The following is a 21,781-nucleotide window of genomic DNA, read 5'->3' as shown; positions in this document are numbered from 1 at the left end:
AGGTTTTAAATGACATTAATGACTCGTACATTAACAAAAACATTGCTGTTTACTGCCACAGTAGTTTTACTTGCCGGTTGTATTCGTACACCTGAATGGACCTTATTTTATGTTGCAGACAGAACGCCTATACCGACCCAAATAGTACTGCAAGACCACATTGCCGGTTTTTACGATTCATTGGAGCAATGCCAAGCTAAAGGTGCTGGAATGTTACGCTTGCAAGCCTCGTCAGTGCCTGCAGAGCAAGCGTTTGCATGTGGCGAGTTGTGTCAGATAGATGAAAAGCAACAATTGCAGTGTGAAAATCAGGTCGTGGGTACAAAATAATGCAGTTTAAGCAAGATTTTTTTGAGCAACTAGAAGGCTTTTATTCGCAAGTTTATCCTTTACCCATCAGTAATCCTCATTGGCTGGGTTGGAGTGATGACGCGGCTCAATTAATTGGTTTAGACAAACCCAATACTGAACTGTTGATGCAATTATCGGCCAACTATGCAGCTCCTGGTGCCAGTTATTACGCTCAAGTTTATAGTGGCCATCAATTTGGTGGCTATACACCAAGATTGGGCGATGGTCGTTCAATTATATTAGGTGAAGCTATTGGTCCAAATGGGGCTTGGGATGTCGCGTTAAAAGGCGGCGGTCCAACACCGTATTCTCGCCAAGGTGATGGTCGGGCGGTAATGCGCTCAGCAGTACGAGAGTTTTTAGTATCCGAAGCGCTTGCTGCGCTAAATGTACCTACCAGCCGTGCGTTAGCAGTTATTGGTTCCGATTTACCCGTATGGCGCGAAAGCCAAGAAACGGCCGCAATAACGGTACGTTTGGCAAAAAGTCACATTCGGTTCGGCCATTTTGAATATTTCTTTCATAGCGAGCAAGGCGATGCAGCCAAACTGACTCAATTAGTTAATTTTACGATTCAGCAGCATTCTCCACATTTATCAACCGATGCAGCAGGTTACAAAAAATGGTTTTATGAGGTGGTGCAGTCTACCGCTAAAATGATTGCTCATTGGCAGTCTGTTGGTTTTGCTCACGGGGTGATGAATACCGACAATATGTCGATACTTGGTGATACCTTCGATTTTGGCCCATTTGCTTTCTTAGACACCTTTAAAGAAGACTTTATCTGTAATCACTCCGATCACGAAGGTCGTTATGCCTTTGGCCAGCAACCAGGAATTGGATTATGGAACCTCAAGCGTTTGGCGCAAACATTAACGCCTATTATCGAGTCGGATGATTTAATCGCAGCGCTAAATACGTATCAATTTGAATTAGTTCAGCAGTATTTATTACTCATGCGCGCTAAGTTAGGCCTTTCTCAATCCAATATTAACCCAAATGTTGTTAATGCAGAGGAACAGGCCGAATTCGATAACAAAGATTTGCAGCTTGTGGGGCAATTAACCGGATTACTCGAAACTAACCAACTTGATTATACCAATAGTTTACGCCGTTTTGGCCAGCTAGACCCGAGTAGTGTGCATTCTAGTTTACGAGACGATATGGTCGACCTTGCTGGCTTTGATACTTGGCATCAAGCTTATCAAAACCGAGTAGGTGAACTGGCGGATGTGAATGCATGGCAATGTGAGCGTAATAGTGCCAACCCTAAATATATTTTGCGCAATTACCTTGCCCAGGAAGCTATTATCGAGATTGAAGAAAATGGCGACAACAGCAAGTTATTGCAACTTCAACAACTTTTACAACGTCCTTTTGACGAACAACCTGAGATGGAAGATTTTGCCAAACGCCCACCTAAATGGGGACAAGGCTTAATAATGTCTTGTAGCAGTTAATTGATGTATTTTATCTGAGTCGATTATGAAATTATTATCAGCCAAATTAGATCCCGCAGCATTGAGTATTGTTATTCAAGCTGAAGTGGATTTTGAGCAATTTGAACGATTTGCAGAACCGCTAGCGGCTGCACTTGATTGTGATATTCGAGAGCGCCAATGGGGCGCAGATCGTCATCAATGGTTACTGAACTTTGAAGGCAGCCCTTTATGGTTACATTATGAGTTTTATGGTGATATTTGTTGGATTTCCACCGATAGCGCAAATGAGTTAGACGTATTAGCGTTTTTATTAACGCTACTTGCCCCACATATTCAAACTGCTTAAGAAGGTATACATGGACAACGGTACAGGCGCAGAGTTTCATTTTCAGGCATTGAGACCCGATCTCATTTTAGATGCCATCGAAAGCATCGGCGTCTTCCCTGAGACGGGGCTATTAGCATTAAACAGTTACGAAAATAGGGTGTACCAATTCCGCTGCGATCAAGGCATTCGTTATGTGGTGAAGTTTTATCGGCCGCATCGTTGGAGCAATGAACAAATTCAAGAAGAGCACGATTATGCCTTGGCATTGGCGGCAGAAGATATTCCTATTGCCGTTCCTGTCGTTATTGAAGGTAAAACCTTATTTGAGTATCAAGGTTATCGTTTTGGTCTTTTTCCGTCTATTGGCGGGCGGGCATTTGAAGTAGACAATCTTGAACAACTTGAATCGGTTGGCCGCTTTATTGGCCGAATTCATCAATATGGCGCAATGCAGCCTTTTAAATACCGTGAATCGCTGACCCCTGCCATTTTGGGCGATGAGTCTTATCGCTATTTACGCGAAAGTGGTATTGTTGCCAGTTCGATGCAGACAGCTTTTTTCACCGTAGTAGAGCAAGTTTTAGAGAAAGCCAAGCAGATATGGCAGCAGCACAATTTTACCTCTATACGCTTGCACGGAGATTTACACCCTAGTAATATTTTATGGACACCAGATGGACCTGGATTTGTTGATTTAGACGATGCCAGGCAAGGGCCAGCAGTACAAGATTTATGGATGATGTTGACCGGAGATCGTCAGCAGCAATTATTACAAATTGATATTTTATTAGAGGGATATCAAGAGTTTTGTGATTTTGATGCGAGACAGTTGGCACTCATTGAGCCGTTAAGGGCTTTCCGGATGGTGCATTATAATGCGTGGTTAGCCAAGCGCTGGGATGACCCTGCATTCCCGATGAATTTTCCATGGTTTGGCGATATTAAGTATTGGGAACAACAAACTCTGGCGTTTAAGGAGCAGTTATCTGCGCTTAATGAGCCACCATTGAGTTTACCTAGTTTTAATTAACAATATTTCATAATCACTACCTAATAGTATTTAGTTACAAATACAATTGACTAGCGATTGAGTTACAGGCTAACGCTAGACTATGATAGAGCCAGCGTATTTATATTTTTGCCTATTTAGAAGGAAGTAAAATGAAAAAAGCATTACTGATGGCTGCTGCACTCCTGCTAGCGCCTATGGCTGCGATGGCTGCCGATTATAAAGAAGGTGTACATTACACGGTTATTAATGATGGCCCTGAAACTGCCAAGCCAGAAATTACTGAGTTTTTCTCATTCTATTGTCCACATTGTTTTAATTTTTCTAAAACAGTAGTGCCTAAAATTGAAGCGAACTTACCTGAAGGTGTCACATTTAATCAGTCTCACGTTGAGTTTATCGGTCGTGAAATGGGCGTAGAAATGTCACGTGCTTTTGCGGTTGCTCAGCAGTTAAATGTCGAGAAAAAAATGGACGCAGCTTTATTTAGCGCTATCCACGACAAGCGTCAGCAATTTACTCGCGCAGACGATATCAGAGCAGTATTTATCGCTAACGGCGTAGATGGTAAAGCTTACGATGCAGCGGCAAGTTCATTTATGGTGAACGCTCAGATGTCGAAAATGAAGCGTGATACTGAAAATGCTAAAATTTCTGGTGTACCAACATTAGTAGTTAACGGCAAATATCGCGTCGAAACCAGCTCGATTAAATCTTATGATGAATTAATTGATATCGCATTTTACTTAACATCAATGAACAAAAAGTAATCTACACAACTTATGTTTGTTAAATAAGGAGCTTCGGCTCCTTTTTTGTTGTCTAAATTTCAGCAAAGGTTATCAAACAATACTCATATTTTTAAACAAGAGGCTGATGCTGTGGTTTAGGCGGGATGTTGATTGCGCGGAGTCGAAGTTTATCGCAGGCAAAAAAAAACCGTATGTCTATAAAAGACGATACGGAGATGAGTCAAATGACTCTTTTTTACCCTGAGTAACATCAAAGATCTTAACATGGCGTCAAAATATTGGCAAGCGGCATTAAAGTGTCACTTGAGATTTATGGGATTTATCAGAACAATAAAAAATAGCATGTTAATGAAACTCTTTCGGCATCATGTGGTCAAACTTGATGACATTGAAGTTGTGCTTAACAAGAAAGTGAATAGTGGTTTATATCTGCTTTGAACATTTACATTTCCGACTTATACATGGCTTATCGTCGTTATTTCATTGCACCTTGTGCATGTATTTTCTTGGAGGAAGTCGTATGAGAATGTTCCCTGTTTATGCACCTAAATTGATAGTTAAGCATGCTAGGATCTTTTTGAGTGGCGTGATTTGGGTAAAAGACTTAGGGTTACTCGAGTTTGATAAAGGGCGCTTTTTACAGACGAAAAAAAGCCTGCCGAAAGTTAAGCAGGCTATCAGTGAATTAAATGCCTTGATTGAAATACAATCAAAGCAGTATCAATCCATTTAGATTTCGTTATTCAATAAACCAACAAGGCCGTTGACCTTATCACTCCAAGAGTTTAGGTCTTGCTGCAATTGTTGGTTTTTTTGTGTCAATTCTTGTTGCTGTGAAAGCAACGCTTCGTTCTTTTGCTTCTCTTCATCAAGCTCCATTTTTAGTAGCTCAATATTTTCGAGAGTTGCCTGGATTTTGGTTTCCAGTTGGGACAATAATTCAAGGCTCATGGGGAGTCCTATACGTTTCTGGATGGAAACCCGATTCTAGCAGTGACAAGGCCTATAGGAATAGCCTTTAAAACTAAGTGGCTAAAATATATTCAATAAATCGTACTATATTGTGCTTTATCTCAGATCGCGCTATTTTCATCTGCTAACCAAGACAGTAAAAGACCTTTTTATGACAATTACCCGACTCGATGTTAACACTCGCATGAGCAGTATTGTGATCCACAACAATACCGTTTATCTGTGCGGCCAGGTGGCTAAAGATAAGTTCACCGATATTAATACCCAAACTATTACCATGCTTGAAGAGGTCGAAAGCTTGCTCGTACAATCTGGTAGTCGACGCGATCATATTTTATCAGCCACTATTTACCTTAAAGATATGGTTGATTACGATGCAATGAATCAAGTGTGGGACAACTGGTTACCCAAAGGGCATGCCCCAGCAAGAGCTTGTGTACAAGCAGCGATTGCCGAACCTGAATACTTGGTTGAAATTTCGGTGATTGCAGCAGTGGCAAGTTAGCCATAAATGGATAATCATTCTTGGTGACATAACTTTGATTAATCTTGATTGATGCGTTGTGATTAGGCTAGTGACAGAATGAGATATGCACTGACAGTTTGTCTGTTGCAGTATGAATAAATATATTGATGCTTGTTACGTTCAATTGACGTATTTTGATTTAGGATCTAGGGCTGCGACTTGACATTATTCTCTAGCCTCCATAGTCTGCAAGCTCAGTTTTTAAGGTGGTATGCAATGGACATAAAATATAATTTAAAATCAGCGTCAGAGCGCCGCACAGAGCCATTTAAGCCTGAAGGCGATGTGGGTTTCGGTAAGCTTCGTACTGATCACATGTTTTTGATGGATTATCGTGATGGTCAATGGTGCGATCCGCGCATAGTTCCTTACGGCCCGTTTGAAATGGCACCCGGTGCAATGTCATTGCATTATGGCCAATCAATTTTTGAAGGCGCTAAAGCCTTTATGCACGAAGATGGCGAGATTTACACCTTCCGCTTAAATAAAAACGCTGAGCGCATGAACCGTTCTGCCGATATCGTGTGTATTCCGAATATCGATGAAAGTATGCAAGTAAAGGCAATTAATGCCCTTATTGATGTTGACCGTTTGTGGTTCCCACAGCAACAAGGTGCGTGTTTATACATTCGACCTTTTATTTTTGCAACAGAAGATCGTTTGTCTGTTAGCCCTAGTCAGCAATATACATTCTGCGTAATGCTAAGCCCATCTGGAGCGTATTATGCCTCTGGGGTTAATAATGGTATTCGCTTGTTAATCAGTACTAAGTACCACCGTGCAGTATCTGGTGGTACTGGTGCTTCAAAAGCTGCTGGTAACTATGCTGCTTCACTGCGTGCAGGTAAAGCGGCTGTAGAATATGGCGCATCGCAGGTATTGTATTTAGATTCAACCAATACTCAAATTGAAGAAGCTGGCGCGATGAATCACTTTCACATTTTAAAAGATGGCACTGTGATTATTCCGACATTCACAGACACCATTTTAAAATCCATTACCTCTCAGTCCATTATGGAACTTGGGGATATGCTGGGTTGTGAAGTGAGACAAGAAACGGTGATGTTAGATAAATTCATTGCTGATATTGAAGCGGGTGAAATTATTGAAGCGGGTGGATTTGGTACTGCTGCGGTGGTATCGCCTGTCAGTTCATATATCTTCGAAGATGGTCGGGTTTTGACCGTTGGCGACGGTAAGGTAGGTCCTAATATTCAGCGTATTTATAAGCTGTTTACTGAGCTACAAAAAGGCAACGTTACTGCACCGCAAGGCTGGGTAAAACGCGTTGAACGTGTTGCACCGTAGTTTATAGCTTATAGCTTATAGTTTATTCAATCAGTAAAATACACATAAAAGCTCCTAAATGGAGCTTTTATTTTGCCTTATGAATGACTAATCTTAACTTTGTCTTGCGTTAATAATGCAAGGCAATTAACCGCACTCAGTGGTTTACTGAGCAAGAAGCCCTGTACTTGATCACAACCCCCCTCACGTAAGAAATTCAATTGCGCTTGGGTTTCAACACCTTCAGCAACAACGTTAAGCTCTAAACTGTGGGCCAAGGTTATAATGGCGCTAGTGATGGCAGCATCGTCAGGATCTTCAGTTATATCACGTACAAATTCACGATCAATCTTCAAGGTATCAATTGGGAAGCGTTTCAAATAGCTTAAGCTTGAGTATCCGGTACCAAAGTCATCAATCGCAATGGTTAAGCCTAATGCTTTGAGTTGCGATAGCACGGCAACGGAATCCTGTGGGTTACCCATAATCATCGACTCGGTTAATTCGAGTTCTAAGGCGCTTGCCGGTAATCCAGATACCGCTAATGCGACTTCTATGGTCGAAATGATATCGGCTTTCAATTGTCTGGCTGAAAGGTTAACGGCGACAGATATATGCTCAAACCCTTGTTGATGCCATTGCGCCAGTTGGTTACAGGCTTGTTGAATAGCCCAATGACCAATCTGATTGATGATGCCTGTTTCTTCCGCCAGCGGAATAAACTCAACCGGTGAAATAAAGCCAAGTTCTGGGCTTTCCCAGCGCATTAACGCTTCCAGTCCGATAATTTTTTCAGTTTTTACATCGTATTTAGGTTGATAAACCAAATATAGCTCATTGTCTTGAATCGCTTTTTTAAGTCCGGCCTCTAACTGAACATGACGTGTAGCATATTGGTTTAATTGCTCGGTATAGAATTGGAAGTTATTGCGCCCCAGTGATTTTGCGTGATACATGGCGGTATCAGCATACTTAATCAATGAGGTGGTATCATCTGCATCTTCTGGGTACAAACTGATACCAATCGACGGTGATATAGTCAGTATTTTATCGTCAAGTAAAAAAGGTGTTTGAAAAGCGTGTAACACTTTTTCGGCAATAATGGTGGCGGCTTTCGTTTTGGCAACACCTTCTAAAATAATGGTAAATTCATCTCCGCCTAAGCGTGCAACGGTATCGCCATCTCGTACAGCATTTTGCAGGCGATGCGCGACGGCTTTAAGCAGTAAATCACCGATGTGGTGGCCCATTGAGTCATTGATATGTTTAAATCGGTCAAGATCTAAAAATAACAATGCTACGATGCTATTGGCACGGTGTGCTTTCGTCACGGCTTGGTTGAGCCTGTCCTGGAATAAAGTGCGGTTAGGCAGTCCGGTCAGTGGATCAAAGTTAGCCAATACTCGTAAATCTTCTTCGGCTTTTTTACGGGCAGTAATATCGGTGAACACCGCCACAAAGTGACTCGTTTCACCTTTATTATCGATAACTTGGTTAATTTCTAGCCATGCAAGAATGCCGCGACGGTTGCGGGTTCTAATGTGAATTTCACCGGCCCAATGTTTGTGCCTTAATAGCTGGGTTTCAACTGAGTTATAAAACTCGCGCGACTGCTTTCCCATGGTTAAAAACAAGAAATGCTTACCGACAACATCACGATGTTTAAAGCCAGTAATGCGACTAAAAGCTGGATTGATTGAGCGTATTTGATAGTCTAGTTCACCAACGACAACGGCTTCGTTCATACTAAACAAGACTTGCGATGATAGCTTGAGTTCGTTTTCTGTGATTTTTCGGCTAGTAATGTCTTTATGAGTTCCAGCCATTCGCACTGGAATATTATTGCCATCACGTTCAACAATTTGACCACGATCTAACACCCAAGCCCATTCTCCAGGTTTAGTTTCAACGCGATACTCTGCTTCAAAGAACTCACTTTCACCGTTAAGGTGATCGTTAAGCAGTTTTTGCACTCGTGGTCGGTCTTCTGGATCAATGTTTTTATTCAATAACTGATCTTTTAACGAAAAACTCATCGGCTCGATCATGTTAGTTCGATAGACTTTATCGTCTTTAATGTTCCAATCCCACATACCATCGCCAGAAGCCCAAAGTGCCAGTTTTAAGCGCTCTTCAGAGGCGCGAATACTGTTGTCAAATTCACGTTGCTTGGCCTGTTTTTTCTTTCGCGCATAAAAAAACCAAACAATAATTAATAATCCGACCGTAATATACAGAATATAAGCTGTGTTGCTCATATACATTGGTGGCACTACTGACACGTTCACATTAAGTGTGTATTGGCTGTATCTATTCGTCCCTAGCGCATGACGAACCACTAACTTGTATTCACCAGGTGGTAAGTTGGTATAGGTGATTTCGTTGCCATGGGGTAATTCGCGCCAATCGTTGTCATAACCGTCTAAAAAGTAGCTAAAACGGCTTAATCCAGGGTAACTGAAATTGAGTGAGCCGACTTCAAAGCTGATGAGTTGTTGTTCATAAGGCATGATAATGCGCGGAGCATGGCTTAAGTCGCGAATAGGGTGTTGGGTTTCACCAATCGTGTATTTTGTCAGCGCCAGTTTGTTCTCAGACCTTTGGCTTGGAATAGTGCTTGGGTTAAATTGGTTAAGGCCTCGAATACCACCAAACCATAAGGTACTGTTAAGCTCTTTAAACTTAGCTGAACCATTAAATTCATTGGCTTGCAAACCTTCGAATTTATTATAAGAAATAAAGCTTTTATTACTCGGGGTAAAACGTGAAATACCCGAGTTAGTACTCAGCCATAAATCGTGTTTTTCGTCTTCTAAAATCGCATAAACTGTATTACTGCTTTTGTCTGCGTTGACGTCCATTCTTTCAAATTTAAACGTGCCGTATTCTATTGTTAGCTTGTCTATACCACCATGTGTAGCCACCCAAAAGTCGCCATTTTCTGCTAACAAAAAGTCTCTGACACGATTGTCACTCAGACTGTAAGGGTTTTCTGAATCATGGCTCAAAAAGTCTAGTTTTTGTGCTTCAGCTGAAAGCCTTACCACTCCGCCCATAGTGCCTAGCCATAAATAACCTTGGCTAAAATAAAGCTTTATAATTTGGTATTTGAATGGCGAAAAATCAGTTTGAAAACCGAAGTTATAAGCCATCATGCGATTTGTATACTCAGAGATAAAATACAAACCTTGTGAGCTGGCTATCCATAAACGGTCTTTGTCATCAAAGGCTAAACTGCGGATTTGGGTATCGGCATAAAATTGTGCGTTTGCCGGTTTAATTTGCTGCAGGATATTGCTCTTATCTAAGGTAAACAGCCCTACGTTGGTGGCAAACCATAGTAAACCTTGTTTATCTTGTTTAATGTCATGCACTATCAAGGATAACTGTTCTGTAGGTATCGCTAATGTTTTTGCAAATAAATCATTGATGTAATGATATTGGTTATCATCGGGGGCCAAATACTTAAGTCCAGCACCATCGGTGCCTATCCACAGGCGTTGCTGTGTGTCCCTGAAAATGACGCGGATCATGTTTGCCATGCCCGGAGCATTGGTTTGGTAGTCGTAAAAGTGGCTAAAATATTGATGGCTGAGATTTAGTTTATCGATGCCCGAATAACCTGTACCAATCCATAGGGTTCCGTTTTGATCTAGCATTAGGCTTTGTAGTGTATTAGCACTGATGGAATTGAGTTTTTGCGGATCATGTTTATAAAGTGTGCTGTGCCACTTGCCACCCATAAAATCGAGTTTGAATAAACCGGTATTGTTGCCGATAGCAAAAATTTGATTGGCATTAACCACGATAAAATCAATTATCTTACGGTTATCGCCAAAACTATCATCATGCGACCATATCAGTTCTTTTTTATGGGTATCGAGATTGTAGCGCCAAATTTGGTTGTCGATGGCCAGCCAGACGGAATAAACAGAGCTGGATTTGATTTGGTTTACCGTCATATTGAGCGGGATATCAAGCCGAATAATAGTATTACTATCAATGGCAAATGTGCCATGTGATTGAGTGCCAACGACAATGTATTTATCGTCAATATTGGCAATGCTGGTAATATTGGGCGTGATATTATTGCCTAAACTGACGAGAATAATTTTTTCGGTTTTTAAGGATAGTATGTACAGACCCGAACGAGTACCTACCCACAAGGTATCGCCAATCACGGCAAGATGGGTTACCTGAAGCTCAGTTAAGCCTTGGGGTTGTTTAAACGCAGTAAACTCCCCCGTAGTGAGGTTGAATCGATTGAGTCCATTGTTGAAGGTGCCTATCCATAAATCGCCGTCAGGTGACTGCAAAATATCAGTAATTAAATTGCCTGAGATAGAGTTGGTATTTTTTGGCTGTTTTAAGTATAAATCAAACTCAACACCATTATAGCTGTGTAGACCGTCTTGAGTCCCTATCCAAAGCATTCCTGAGCTGTCCATAAACAGACGAGTAATCGAGTTTTGATTAAGGTCCCCTTCGGTACTGAAATGGTCAAATTTTACTTCGGTTAAGCTGTCATAAGGATCATTTTTTTGCGCTGAAACAGACACTGAAAAACTCAATGTTATGACTAAAATTAGCCAGTGTGTTAAAAGCGTGAATGCACGAAAATTCAAATTTCACCTATAAAAAATTTATTGGAAAGGCTGTGACAACTTTCAATTATATTAACAATAAAATCCGACATTAAGTCTTACACATTCAATTGTTAATTAATTTTATCAATTGAGTTATCGATAAACTCTTTTTCCTTATAAAACTGACAGTTTTACACCTTTAACGCAACAGAAAATCGTCATTTGTCGGTTTTATGACAGTTTAACCTCTTCAATGCAGTTACTGCTGTCGGTAAGCTTTTATTATGTCATCTATTTGCTGATCTTTTTCAAGCCAAAGCTGATTTAACCACCGCTGAAATTCGACACGAGTTTCTGGGCTTGAAAAGTAGACCTCTGAGTCCACTTTGGGTACGGGCAGAGTTTCAATACGGATCACCACTTTTTTAGTGCGTCCGTGCATCACATTCGCCAATACTTTTTCCGAGGTTTCAGGATAAACCAAGGTGATATTTAGCAGGCCGGTAAACTGTTCGCCCATTGCTGAGAGTGTAAAAGCTATCCCACTGGCTTTAGGACGTAATAAATGGCGATAAGGTGAATTCTGACGTAGTCGTTTTTCTTCGGTAAACCGACTGCCTTCAACATAATTAATAATCGATGTAGGCATGTCCTTAAAACGCTCGCAAGCTTTGCGGGTTGTTTGCAGATCTTTGCCTTTCAATTTAGGATTTTTTTTCAGTTTTGCTGCACTCGTACGATCCATAAACGGCATGTCGAGCGCCCAGCAACCTAAGCCCATTATTGGTACATATAATAGTTCTTTTTTTAAAAAGAACTTCAACATTGGAATATGGTTACGCAATAAATACGTTTGGGCTGCAATATCAAAGCCACTGACATGGTTACTGATCAGTAAATACCAACCGTTTGGGTCGAGTTTCTCTAACCCTTTTACATCCCATTCAATGTTGGATATCAAATATAAAATACCGCCATTGCATGTGGCCCATGACCACATAAAACGGTTCATTATTCGCGTTAATAATCGGCGAGCAGGCAAGAACGGCAGTAATAATTTAGCCACACCGCCAATGGTTAATAATGAGCTCCATACAATGGTATTGATGATCAATAGCGTCAGACTGATAATAAACAGTATTGGACCAGGTAAAAAAGCCAGCATATTGTGTTAACCCTCTTGTTTTGCTTGTGACGCAAAATTTTGTAACTGCAGGTCTTTATCTAGCCAAAGTTGATTGAGCTGCTCTTGAAATTCAATTTTAAATTCGCGATCTTTTAGGTAATCACCACGCATACGCTGAGGAATATCAGTGATTTTAATGTCCACTCTTACCTCTGATAATCCACCACAAATATAGTGCCAATAAGTCGGTACGGTATCTGGATAATATATGGTGACATTAACCAGTTTATTAATGTGCTCTCCCATAGCGGATAATGCGAATGCCATTCCTCCAGCCTTAGGTTTTAGAAGGTGCTGAAAAGGTGAGCCTTGTTTATCATGTTTAGCTGCCGTAAAACGAGTGCCTTCAACAAAGTTCATAATACTCACAGGTTTCGTTTTAAATTTCTCACAGGCTTTACGAGTAATCTCGATATCTTTACCTTTCAATTTAGGATTTTTTCGCAACTGTGATGTGCTGTAACGGCGCATAAATGGAAAGTCTAATGCCCACCAAGCGAGGCCAAGTACTGGGACAAAAATCAGTTCTTGTTTGAGGAAAAACTTTAAAAAGGGAATTTTGCGGTTAAATACTCGCTGTAAAATGAGGATGTCGACCCACGATTGATGGTTAGCAATAACCATGTACCATTCTTGTTCAGAAAAAGATTGGTCGCCAGTGACATTGATACGCATTGGATGAAAAATTGATTCTACTATCGTATTGACACTGATCCATGCAGTAGCGCAATTGTCGAGAATATAACTACAGATTTTTTGACAAATGCCAATCGGGATCAATTTTACAATACTGAACGCCAAGATAGGGATGGTCCAAAAAATGGTATTAAATAAATAGCATAAGAATGCAATTGAACCTTTGATTTTCGAAAGCAGCGACATTTTTCTCTCCTATTAAACGGAGGGCTATGTTACTCGTAGTCGCAGTTTTGCTCAATCTATACGATAGGTTAAATTACGTTTATTGCTGATTCAATTTTGCCAGTAATCGATCCATGGCCCTATAACCAAGGGCTTGAGCTATGTGACTGCGCTCAGTTGTAGGGGATTGCTGTAAGTCGGCAATGGTACGAGATACCCGTTGAATCCGATGAAAACTACGTACAGACAATCCTAAGCTCACGACACTTTGTTCCAAAAAAGCGAGATCTGGTTGAGTTATAGCGCCATCTTGTTTGAGTTGTTTTGGGGTTAATTCACTGTTTAATACCCCAGCACGGCTGAGCTGTAGATCGCGTGCTTGTTTGACCCGTTTAGCTATTTCAACGCTGGACTCACTGGGTTGGTGTTGTTGGGTTAAGGTGCCAGCAGGAAGTTTAGGAACATCTACGGTTAAATCGAAGCGGTCTAAAAACGGCCCAGATAAACGTGATAAGTAACGCTGAATTTGATCCGGGGTCGAACGTGCGCGCTCCGTATCACCACAAGGGCTTGTGTTCATTGCGGCAATGAGTTGAAATCGACTTAAGAAGGTCAATTTTGCTGCCGCACGTGAAATCTCAACTTGACCCGTTTCCAAAGGTTCTCGAAGACAATCTAGTACCTTTCGAGGAAACTCCGCTATTTCATCAAGAAATAATATTCCACGGTGCGCCAATGATATCTCACCTGGTTTGGGATGGCTGCCGCCGCCAATAAGTGCAATAGATGATGATGTATGATGCGGCGAGCGAAAAGGGCGGTTAAGGAAGTTTTGCGGTTGTACATGTAATCCGGCGACAGAATGAATCGCTGCGACTTCAATGGCTTCATCGTAAGTGAGTTTTGGCAATAACGGGATAATTCGATTGGCTAACATACTTTTCCCCGTCCCTGGGGGGCCAATAAACAACATGTTATGTCCTCCGGCTGCGGCGATTTCAAGCCCGTGTTTTGCCTGATATTGGCCAATAACATCGCTCATGCATAGCGATGATTGCACCAGAGGTTCTTCTTCAATCCACTCGGGTAAGGTATCGAGTAACGGTAATTGTGCTTGGCCGTGCAAAAATGCCGCTAAGTTTTGCAAGTGAGCGACAAAATAACTGTGCTTATAGCCAACCAGCTCTGCTTCATGTCTATTTTCGATGGGCATAAAAAAATGGTGCTGATCATTACGTGCCGTAATAATGGCTGGCAATAATCCACTGCAAGGTCTAATTTGCCCAGAAAGAGCCAGCTCACCAACAAACTCGCATTGGTGTAACGCTTTAGCTGGAACTTGATTTGATGCGGCGAGAATACCGACTGCAATAGGCAAATCATAGCGGCCACCTTGTTTTGGTAAATCTGCTGGGGCTAGGTTGACGGTAATTCTTTTTTGAGGGAATTCAAATCCCGCATTAATCAACGCACTTCTGACACGCTCTTTGGCTTCTTTGACAGAGGTTTCTGGCAGTCCGACTAGATTAAATGCGGGTAAACCGTTGCTTAAATGAACTTCAACAGTGACTCTTGGCGCTTCTACACCACAACTTGCTCGAGTAAATACACAGGCTATCGCCATCAACAATTCCTTTTGTTTGAATAATATACAAATGAAGAGGTGGTTACAGTTTAGCAGTGATGTTTTTTTTTGCGTGATAAAGGCTAAATAAGTGAGATAAAGTTGTGCTTGTAAGCTAGTTTAAATGACTGATGTTGAGTAGAATACCGTCGCTTTATAGTTCACAAGGACCGATTATAAATAGGTCTGTTGTCGTGAAACACTATAATGATATTCCATCACTCGTTATTTCTATCTGTATTGAATCATTAGCCTTATTAATTTGAATGTTAATAAATGGCTGAGGTCTTGCATTTGCCCATTTTGCAACAAAGATATGTACATACATTCCTGATATTTTGGCTAGTATTCAGGTAAAGGTAAACTATGAGCCTCTCTGATAATTTATTGATCATCTTGTGCCTGATCGGCATTAGTTGTTTTTTTTCTATGTCTGAAATTGCCCTCGCGGCATCACGAAAAATGCGTTTGCAATTAATGGCTGATGAGGGCGATTTACGTGCCGCAAAAGTGCTTAAACTTCAGGCGCATCCAGGCAGTTTTTTTACCGTGGTACAAATCGGACTCAATGCGGTCGCGATTATGGGCGGTATTGTGGGTGAATCAGCCTTTAGACCTCATTTTGAACAATTACTGTTGCCTTTATTGGGCAATGAGTGGGGTTTACAGCTGAGTTTTGTTTGTTCATTTGTGACGGTCACTTCGTTGTTTATTTTATTTGCTGATTTGATGCCTAAACGAATTGCTATGGTGATCCCAGAGCAAGTCGCGGTCACTTTTGTAATGCCAATTATTTTGTGCATTAAAGTATTAAAGCCGTTTGTGTGGATTTTTAATGGTTTGGCCAATGCAATTTTTAAATTATTGCAAGTGCCTACAGCACGTAACGACCAAGTCACCCATGATGATATTTACGCCATGATGACAGCCGGTACTGAAGCTGGGGTGATGGATAAAGGCGAACAACAAATGATGGAAAACGTGTTTGAAATGCAGTCGGTGTCGGTGACCTCTGCAATGACAGCACGTGAAAGTTTAGTGTATTTTTTACTGCAAGACAGCGAAGAAGACATCAAACAGAAAATTGCTAAAAACCCGCATAACAAATTTTTAGTTTGTGATGGTCAACTGGATATGATCAAAGGTTTTGTTGATGCAAAAGAGTTACTGATTAGGGTAATTAACGGCGAGAACATCACCTTAAAAGGCAGTACGTTAGTGCATAACTGCCTCATCATTCCAGATACGTTGACTCTGTCAGAATCGATGGAATATTTTAAGAATAATCGTTCCGACTTTGCGGTGGTGATGAACGAATATGCTTTGGTTGTTGGCATAGTTACCACCAATGATTTACAAAGTGCCGTTATGGGCGCGTGGTCATTACATGAAAGTGAAGAACAAATTGTTGCCCGTGATGGTAACTCTTGGTTAGTCGATGGGGTGACACCGATTACTGATGTAATGCGAGCATTTAATATTGAAGTGTTTCCGCATAATCAAAATTACGAAACCATTGCTGGTTTTATGATGTATATGTTGCGCAAAATCCCCAAACGTACTGACTTTGTCAATTATGCAGGTTACAAATTTGAGGTAGTCGATATTGACTCATACAAAGTCGACCAACTACTGGTTACTCGGTTAGATATTGAGATGCCGCCACTGCCTTAAGTCAATTAGCTTAAACAATCTACACAGCACCATTAAATGATGTCTAAGAACGCACTAATGATTGGATCATTGGTGCGTTTTTCTTTGCAGCAACAGCCTAATTCAAATGGCGGGATCGGGATTGGCGAAGCTAAGGTTTGGATGCGATCGCGTACCGGACTATTGTGGATCACTGCTTCTGGGCTAATACCAACACCACAGCCGAGCGCGACCATAGAGACAATCGCCTCCTGACCAGAGACTTGGGCATAAATATTGGGTTTTATGCCCATTTGCTTAAACCATAAATCAATCCTTTTTCTGCCGGGACCATGGTCCGGTACGATATAGGGCAGTTTAGCCCAGTCAATTTTTGGCTGGTTTACCCATTGCTGAACTTGGCATTGTATTGTGGGCGCAATGACGGAAATCGGTACTTTATCAATCGGAGTAAAATGCAAGCTACTAGGAAACGTCTCCGGTAATGCAATAATAGCAATATCGGCGCGATTTTTTTGAATTTGGTTTACCGCATTGGCTGGATCTCCCGTGTTGAGATTGATATCGACATGGGGATGCTCACGTCTAAACCGATCTAACAGTGCCGGTAAATGGCTATAAGCTGCGGTAACTGAACAGTACAAATTAAGATTGCCATGTAAAAACTGTTGGCTTGGGTCAATTCGACTGCGCAGCTGGGTCCATTCCGATAATGTTTGCTCTGCAAAACGTTTAAATTCAACGCCTGCGTGGGTAATGGTGACGCTTCGATTGTCTCGGTCAAATAATTTACTGCCCACTTCCTCTTCTAACCGCTGCAACGCACGGCTTAAGGTTGACGGACTAACATGCGATTGCTCCGCCGTTTTGGCAAAATGCAGGCTATCGCATAAGTGTAAATACATTTTAAGTGAACGGATATCCATCACAGCACCTTCAAGTACGCATTAAGTTGAGAGTTAAGTTAAATATTAGGTTAAGCATTCCATGTTGCAGTAATTGCAACGTCATGTCCCGAATATATCATTTTAAGCAATCATATGCATGCGCTATAGTGACTTCAATCACAACGCTTAAGGTCGCTGACTTATAAGATGTTGAGTCCCAAATTACTAAATTTTATAGGTGGTATCAGATGGCTAACTATTTTAACTCTCTGAATTTACGTCAACAATTAGCTCAACTAGCACAATGCCGCTTTATGGACCGTACTGAATTCAGTGACGGTTGCCAATATATTAAAGATTGGAATATCGTGATTTTAGGTTGTGGCGCCCAAGGCCTTAACCAAGGTTTAAACATGCGTGACTCAGGCCTAAATATTTCTTTTGCCTTACGTCCGCAAGCTATTGCAGAAAAGCGTGCATCGTGGCAAAAAGCCACCGATAACGGCTTTAAAGTCGGCACCTTTGAAGAACTTATTCCTGCAGCTGATTTAGTGTTAAACCTTACTCCAGACAAGCAACACACTAACGTCGTTAATGCGGTTATGCCATTAATGAAGCAAGGTGCTACGTTATCTTACTCACACGGTTTCAATATTGTTGAAGAAGGCATGCAAGTTCGTCCAGATATTACTGTGGTTATGGTTGCACCAAAATGCCCTGCGACGGAAGTTCGTGAAGAATACAAGCGTGGTTTTGGCGTACCAACATTGATTGCAGTACACCCAGAAAATGATCCAAATGGTGATGGCTTAGCGATTGCTAAAGCTTATGCAAGTGCTACAGGTGGCGACCGTGCCGGTGTATTAATGTCATCGTTTGTGGCTGAAGTTAAGTCAGATTTGATGGGCGAGCAGACCATTTTGTGTGGCATGTTACAAACGGGTGCCATTTTAGGTTATGAGAAAATGGTCGCTGATGGTGTTGAACCTGGTTATGCCGGCAAGTTAATTCAGCAAGGTTGGGAGACTGTTACCGAAGCGCTTAAGCACGGCGGCATTACCAACATGATGGACCGCTTATCAAACCCAGCTAAAATCAAAGCATTTGATATGGCTGAAGAGTTGAAAGTTATCCTTAAGCCATTATTTGAAAAGCACATGGACGACATTATCAGCGGTGAGTTCTCTCGCACTATGATGGAAGATTGGGCTAATGATGACACTAACTTGTTGCGTTGGAGAGCTGAAACCAACGAAACCGCATTTGAAAATGCGCCTGTGTCATCTGAACATATCGATGAACAAACCTATTTCGACAAAGGTATTTTCTTAGTGGCAATGATCAAAGCGGGTGTTGAACTTGCATTTGATACCATGGTTGCAGCAGGCATTGTTGAAGAGTCGGCTTATTATGAATCGCTACATGAAACGCCGTTGATTGCCAATACAATTGCACGTAAGCGTTTATATGAAATGAACGTGGTTATTTCGGATACGGCTGAATACGGTTGTTACTTATTCAACCATGCAGCGGTACCTATGTTACGTGATTATGTTAACGCTATGCCATCTGAGTATTTAGGTGCTGGACTTAAAGATCAAGCAACAGGTGTTGATAACCTTCGCTTAATCGACGTCAATGAACAAATTCGTAATACAGAGGTTGAGTATATCGGCGCTGAGTTACGTGGTTACATGACCGATATGAAAAGTATTGTTGAAGCGAGCTAACGTATAAGGTCACTGGTGAAGTACCTGTTCAGTGTTTTTTGCAACATGTTTATGTTGTCGTTGTCGGACAGGCATCAATCGAAACGTCCTAATGTTATTGATTAGGACGCTGAAAAAACAAATTGTTAGATTGAGTTCTAATTATTTATTCGTTGAACTCATGCGTTAAGTTTTTGTTGTTGTTTGCATTGTCTCGGCAGGGAAGCTGAATTTTTTTTATAATGGCAATTTTTTAGTTGTGCTGGATAAATCTTTTATGGTATTTGTTAGTTATACCGTAACGTTATTTGAACATAACCAAACGAATTAATACTAGAAACTTAGGATACAGTCTAAAACATGTTAAACCACACAGCCATTCTCATTCTCGACATTATTACCGTAGTGATTATTAAGTCACAGCGGGGGTGGCGTTTTGGCAACTAGACTGACCTAAGAGTCAAACAGATTGCAAAAACCCCCGCTCCGAAAGGACCGGGGGTTTTTTAGTTTTAGGCTTAAGTAAAACCAAAGACCCAATATTACACAGTAGAGCAGCAGATACATTGACGAAGTAGAGAGCAACATATGGAAGCAGGACAGAAAATGCGCGGCGCGGATGCAGTAATCAAAGTGCTAGCAGCACATGGTGTGACAACCGTATTTGGTTATCCTGGTGGGGCGATTATGCCAATCTATGATGCCCTTTATGGTGGTCCTGTAGAGCACTTGCTTAGCCGTCATGAACAAGGTGCCGCGTTTGCTGCCGTGGGATATGCCCGTGCTAGTGGTAAAACCGGGGTGTGCTTTGCAACATCAGGCCCAGGGGCCACTAACTTAATCACCTCACTTGCCGACGCTTTACTTGACTCGGTTCCACTAGTTGCCATAACGGGCCAAGTGTCTACTAGTGTTATCGGTACCGATGCATTCCAAGAGATAGATGTATTAGGTATGTCGTTGTCATGCACCAAACACAGTTTTATGGTCACCGACATCAATGAGCTTATTCCCACCTTATATCGCGCTTTTGAAATTGCAGCAGAAGGACGTCCTGGTCCGGTTTTAGTTGATATTCCCAAAGACATTCAACTTGCAGCATTAGAATACAAAACCCCTCTTCAAAGTGTTAATGATGAATTACAGCCTCTGGTGACTGACTTAGATGCGGCAGCGGAATTAATTAAGCACGCTAAGAAGCCTATGTTGTATGTTGGTGGTGGTGTGGGTATGGCTGGCGCAGTTGCGCAGTTGCGTCAGTTTATCGACACCACAGGCATTCCATCAGTGGCAACATTAAAGGGTTTGGGCAGTATTGCACATGGCACTAAAGGTTATTTAGGCATGTTGGGTATGCATGGTGGCAAAGGGGCAAACCTTGCTGTGCAAGAATGTGATTTATTGATGGTCGTAGGCGCGCGTTTTGATGACCGCGTTACCGGTCGGCTTGCGAGTTTTGCCAGTAATGCCAAAGTATTGCATTTAGACATCGATGCCGCCGAAATCGGTAAGTTACGTCAAGCTGACGTGGCGATAGCTGCTGAACTTAGCATAGTGTTACCTGCATTAACGGCCGCCGTTACTGGCAAACTGGATATTGCTCAATGGCAAGCCGATGTTGAGGAGTTATCCCGTAAGCACCAATGGAATTACCAACATCCAGGTGATTTAATTTATGCGCCAGCGATGTTACGCCGTTTAGCTAATAAACTACCAGAAGACAGTGTTGTTGCTTGTGATGTAGGCCAGCATCAAATGTGGGTTGCACAGCACATGTGGTTCCGCCGTCCTGAGGATCATTTATCCAGCGCTGGCTTAGGCACTATGGGCTTTGGCTTACCTGCTGCGATTGGCGCCCAAGTTGCCCGACCTGATGCGACAGTGGTCACGGTCTCTGGTGACGGTTCGTTTATGATGAATGTTCAAGAATTGACCACCATTAAGCGTCGTAAATTGCCGGTAAAAATCTTACTGATTGATAATCAAAAACTGGGTATGGTTAAGCAATGGCAACAGTTATTTTTTGAAGAGCGTTACAGTGAAACAGATTTATCTGACAATCCTAACTTTGTCCTGATGGCATCGGCGTTTGATATTCCAGGTCGAACGATAACGCGAGCGGATCAAGTCGAACAAGGGTTAGATGATATGTTGAATAGTAGCGGTCCTTTTATGTTACATGTGTCGATTGATGATGCTTTTAATGTATGGCCTCTAGTGCCACCGGGTGCGAGTAATAGTGAAATGATGGATCAAATGGAGAAGCAAACATGATGCATGCATTAGAAATAACCGTTCAACAACGTCCCGAAGTACTGGAACGCGTGCTACGTGTTACTCGCCATCGTGGTTTTAAAGTCACCCAAATGCAGGTTCGCATTAATGAAGACGCCAGTATGGCGGTCGACTTATGGGTTGAGGCCGAACGTGCCATTGAATTGCTCAGCAACCAGTTAGATAAATTAATCGATGTCACGCACTGTAAAGTGCTATCGGCGGCACCATTAAACCAAGTCGCCAACGGCTAGAGTTTACGATTAAATCCAGCACGATTTAGTTAGAGACTATTTAGTTAGAGATTGTGTAGTTAGAGATTATTTTAGTCGTT

The 21,781-nt window shown here is 41.7% G+C and carries 18 protein-coding genes; 12 read left to right on the top strand and 6 right to left on the bottom strand.

Annotated features, from left to right (window positions below; translation table 11 throughout):
• Nucleotides 1-9 precede the first annotated feature (9 nt).
• The 6 genes from HNW13_RS12115 (at nt 10) to HNW13_RS12090 (ending at nt 4,615) form a co-directional block, all read left to right on the top strand.
• Nucleotides 10-330, top strand: coding sequence for a hypothetical protein (locus HNW13_RS12115; protein ID WP_192116358.1), 321 nt, complete (start codon nt 10-12; stop codon nt 328-330).
• Nucleotides 330-1,811 carry a protein adenylyltransferase SelO gene (locus tag HNW13_RS12110; protein ID WP_192116357.1) on the top strand — a complete coding sequence of 494 codons (1,482 nt, stop codon included), beginning with the start codon at nt 330-332 and terminating at the stop codon, nt 1,809-1,811. The genes HNW13_RS12115 and HNW13_RS12110 overlap by 1 nt, the downstream gene beginning before the upstream one ends.
• A 25-nt stretch (nt 1,812-1,836) precedes the next feature.
• Entirely contained in the window at nt 1,837-2,139 is a 303-nt protein-coding gene (locus HNW13_RS12105; RefSeq protein WP_101087278.1) for a DUF3630 family protein, read from the top strand.
• 10 nt (nt 2,140-2,149) lie between these two features.
• Nucleotides 2,150-3,151, top strand: a complete 1,002-nt coding sequence (locus tag HNW13_RS12100) for a serine/threonine protein kinase (RefSeq protein ID WP_162022162.1) — start codon at nt 2,150-2,152, stop codon at nt 3,149-3,151.
• Between the two features lie 131 nt (nt 3,152-3,282).
• On the top strand, nt 3,283-3,900 hold the full coding sequence (locus tag HNW13_RS12095) for a thiol:disulfide interchange protein DsbA/DsbL (RefSeq protein ID WP_101087276.1): 618 nt from the start codon (nt 3,283-3,285) through the stop codon (nt 3,898-3,900).
• Between the two features lie 502 nt (nt 3,901-4,402).
• On the top strand, nt 4,403-4,615 hold the full coding sequence (locus HNW13_RS12090) for a DUF1107 domain-containing protein (RefSeq protein WP_101087275.1): 213 nt from the start codon (nt 4,403-4,405) through the stop codon (nt 4,613-4,615).
• Here the strand turns inward: HNW13_RS12090 and HNW13_RS12085 are convergent.
• Nucleotides 4,612-4,833, bottom strand: a complete 222-nt coding sequence (locus HNW13_RS12085) for a cell division protein ZapB (RefSeq protein ID WP_011635901.1) — start codon at nt 4,831-4,833, stop codon at nt 4,612-4,614. The two genes, HNW13_RS12090 and HNW13_RS12085, sit on opposite strands and share 4 nt — an antisense overlap.
• A 172-nt stretch (nt 4,834-5,005) precedes the next feature.
• Between HNW13_RS12085 and HNW13_RS12080 the strand changes: the two genes are divergently transcribed.
• Both HNW13_RS12080 and HNW13_RS12075 read left to right on the top strand, forming a co-directional pair.
• Nucleotides 5,006-5,359 (top strand): RidA family protein, encoded by a 354-nt coding sequence (locus tag HNW13_RS12080; protein ID WP_101087274.1) that lies wholly within the window; start codon nt 5,006-5,008, stop codon nt 5,357-5,359.
• Nucleotides 5,360-5,596: 237 nt separating this feature from the next.
• Nucleotides 5,597-6,688, top strand: a complete 1,092-nt coding sequence (locus HNW13_RS12075) for a branched-chain amino acid aminotransferase (protein WP_101087273.1) — start codon at nt 5,597-5,599, stop codon at nt 6,686-6,688.
• Nucleotides 6,689-6,765: 77 nt separating this feature from the next.
• Here HNW13_RS12075 and HNW13_RS12070 read toward each other — a convergent pair whose 3' ends face one another.
• The 4 genes from HNW13_RS12070 to HNW13_RS12055 form a co-directional block, all read right to left on the bottom strand.
• The gene (locus tag HNW13_RS12070; RefSeq protein WP_192116356.1) at nt 6,766-11,226 is read right to left on the bottom strand and encodes an EAL domain-containing protein; all 4,461 of its coding nucleotides are present in this window, start codon (nt 11,224-11,226) and stop codon (nt 6,766-6,768) included.
• A 286-nt stretch (nt 11,227-11,512) separates the two neighbouring features.
• A complete protein-coding gene (locus tag HNW13_RS12065) occupies nt 11,513-12,418 on the bottom strand; it encodes an acyltransferase (protein WP_192116355.1) in 906 nt (301 codons plus the stop codon).
• Nucleotides 12,419-12,424: 6 nt separating this feature from the next.
• A complete protein-coding gene (locus HNW13_RS12060) occupies nt 12,425-13,321 on the bottom strand; it encodes an acyltransferase (RefSeq protein WP_101087271.1) in 897 nt (298 codons plus the stop codon).
• Between the two features lie 79 nt (nt 13,322-13,400).
• Entirely contained in the window at nt 13,401-14,924 is a 1,524-nt protein-coding gene (locus tag HNW13_RS12055) for a YifB family Mg chelatase-like AAA ATPase (RefSeq protein ID WP_192116354.1), read from the bottom strand.
• Nucleotides 14,925-15,290: 366 nt separating this feature from the next.
• Here HNW13_RS12055 and HNW13_RS12050 point away from each other — a divergent pair, with 366 nt between their 5' ends.
• Complete coding sequence (locus tag HNW13_RS12050; RefSeq protein ID WP_101087269.1) at nt 15,291-16,598, top strand: hemolysin family protein; 1,308 nt, start codon at nt 15,291-15,293, stop codon at nt 16,596-16,598.
• Between the two features lie 32 nt (nt 16,599-16,630).
• On the opposite strand, the gene ilvY is transcribed toward HNW13_RS12050, so the two are convergent.
• Entirely contained in the window at nt 16,631-17,503 is an 873-nt protein-coding gene (gene ilvY, locus HNW13_RS12045; protein WP_192116353.1) for an HTH-type transcriptional activator IlvY, read from the bottom strand.
• Between the two features lie 209 nt (nt 17,504-17,712).
• Between ilvY and ilvC the strand changes: the two genes are divergently transcribed.
• The 3 genes from ilvC to ilvM all read left to right on the top strand — a co-directional run bounded on the left by ilvC (nt 17,713) and on the right by ilvM (nt 21,701).
• Entirely contained in the window at nt 17,713-19,194 is a 1,482-nt protein-coding gene (ilvC, locus tag HNW13_RS12040) for a ketol-acid reductoisomerase (RefSeq protein WP_192116352.1), read from the top strand.
• A gap of 567 nt (nt 19,195-19,761) precedes the next feature.
• Nucleotides 19,762-21,447, top strand: a complete 1,686-nt coding sequence (gene ilvG, locus HNW13_RS12035; protein ID WP_162022166.1) for an acetolactate synthase 2 catalytic subunit — start codon at nt 19,762-19,764, stop codon at nt 21,445-21,447.
• Nucleotides 21,444-21,701, top strand: a complete 258-nt coding sequence (gene ilvM, locus HNW13_RS12030) for an acetolactate synthase 2 small subunit (RefSeq protein WP_011635912.1) — start codon at nt 21,444-21,446, stop codon at nt 21,699-21,701. Before ilvG ends, ilvM begins: the two co-directional genes overlap by 4 nt.
• Nucleotides 21,702-21,781 lie beyond the last annotated feature (80 nt).

It is taken from the genome of Shewanella sp. BF02_Schw, from assembly GCF_014596695.2.
GTDB lineage: Bacteria > Pseudomonadota > Gammaproteobacteria > Enterobacterales > Shewanellaceae > Shewanella.
This window is presented reverse-complemented; position numbering and strand designations above follow the sequence as displayed.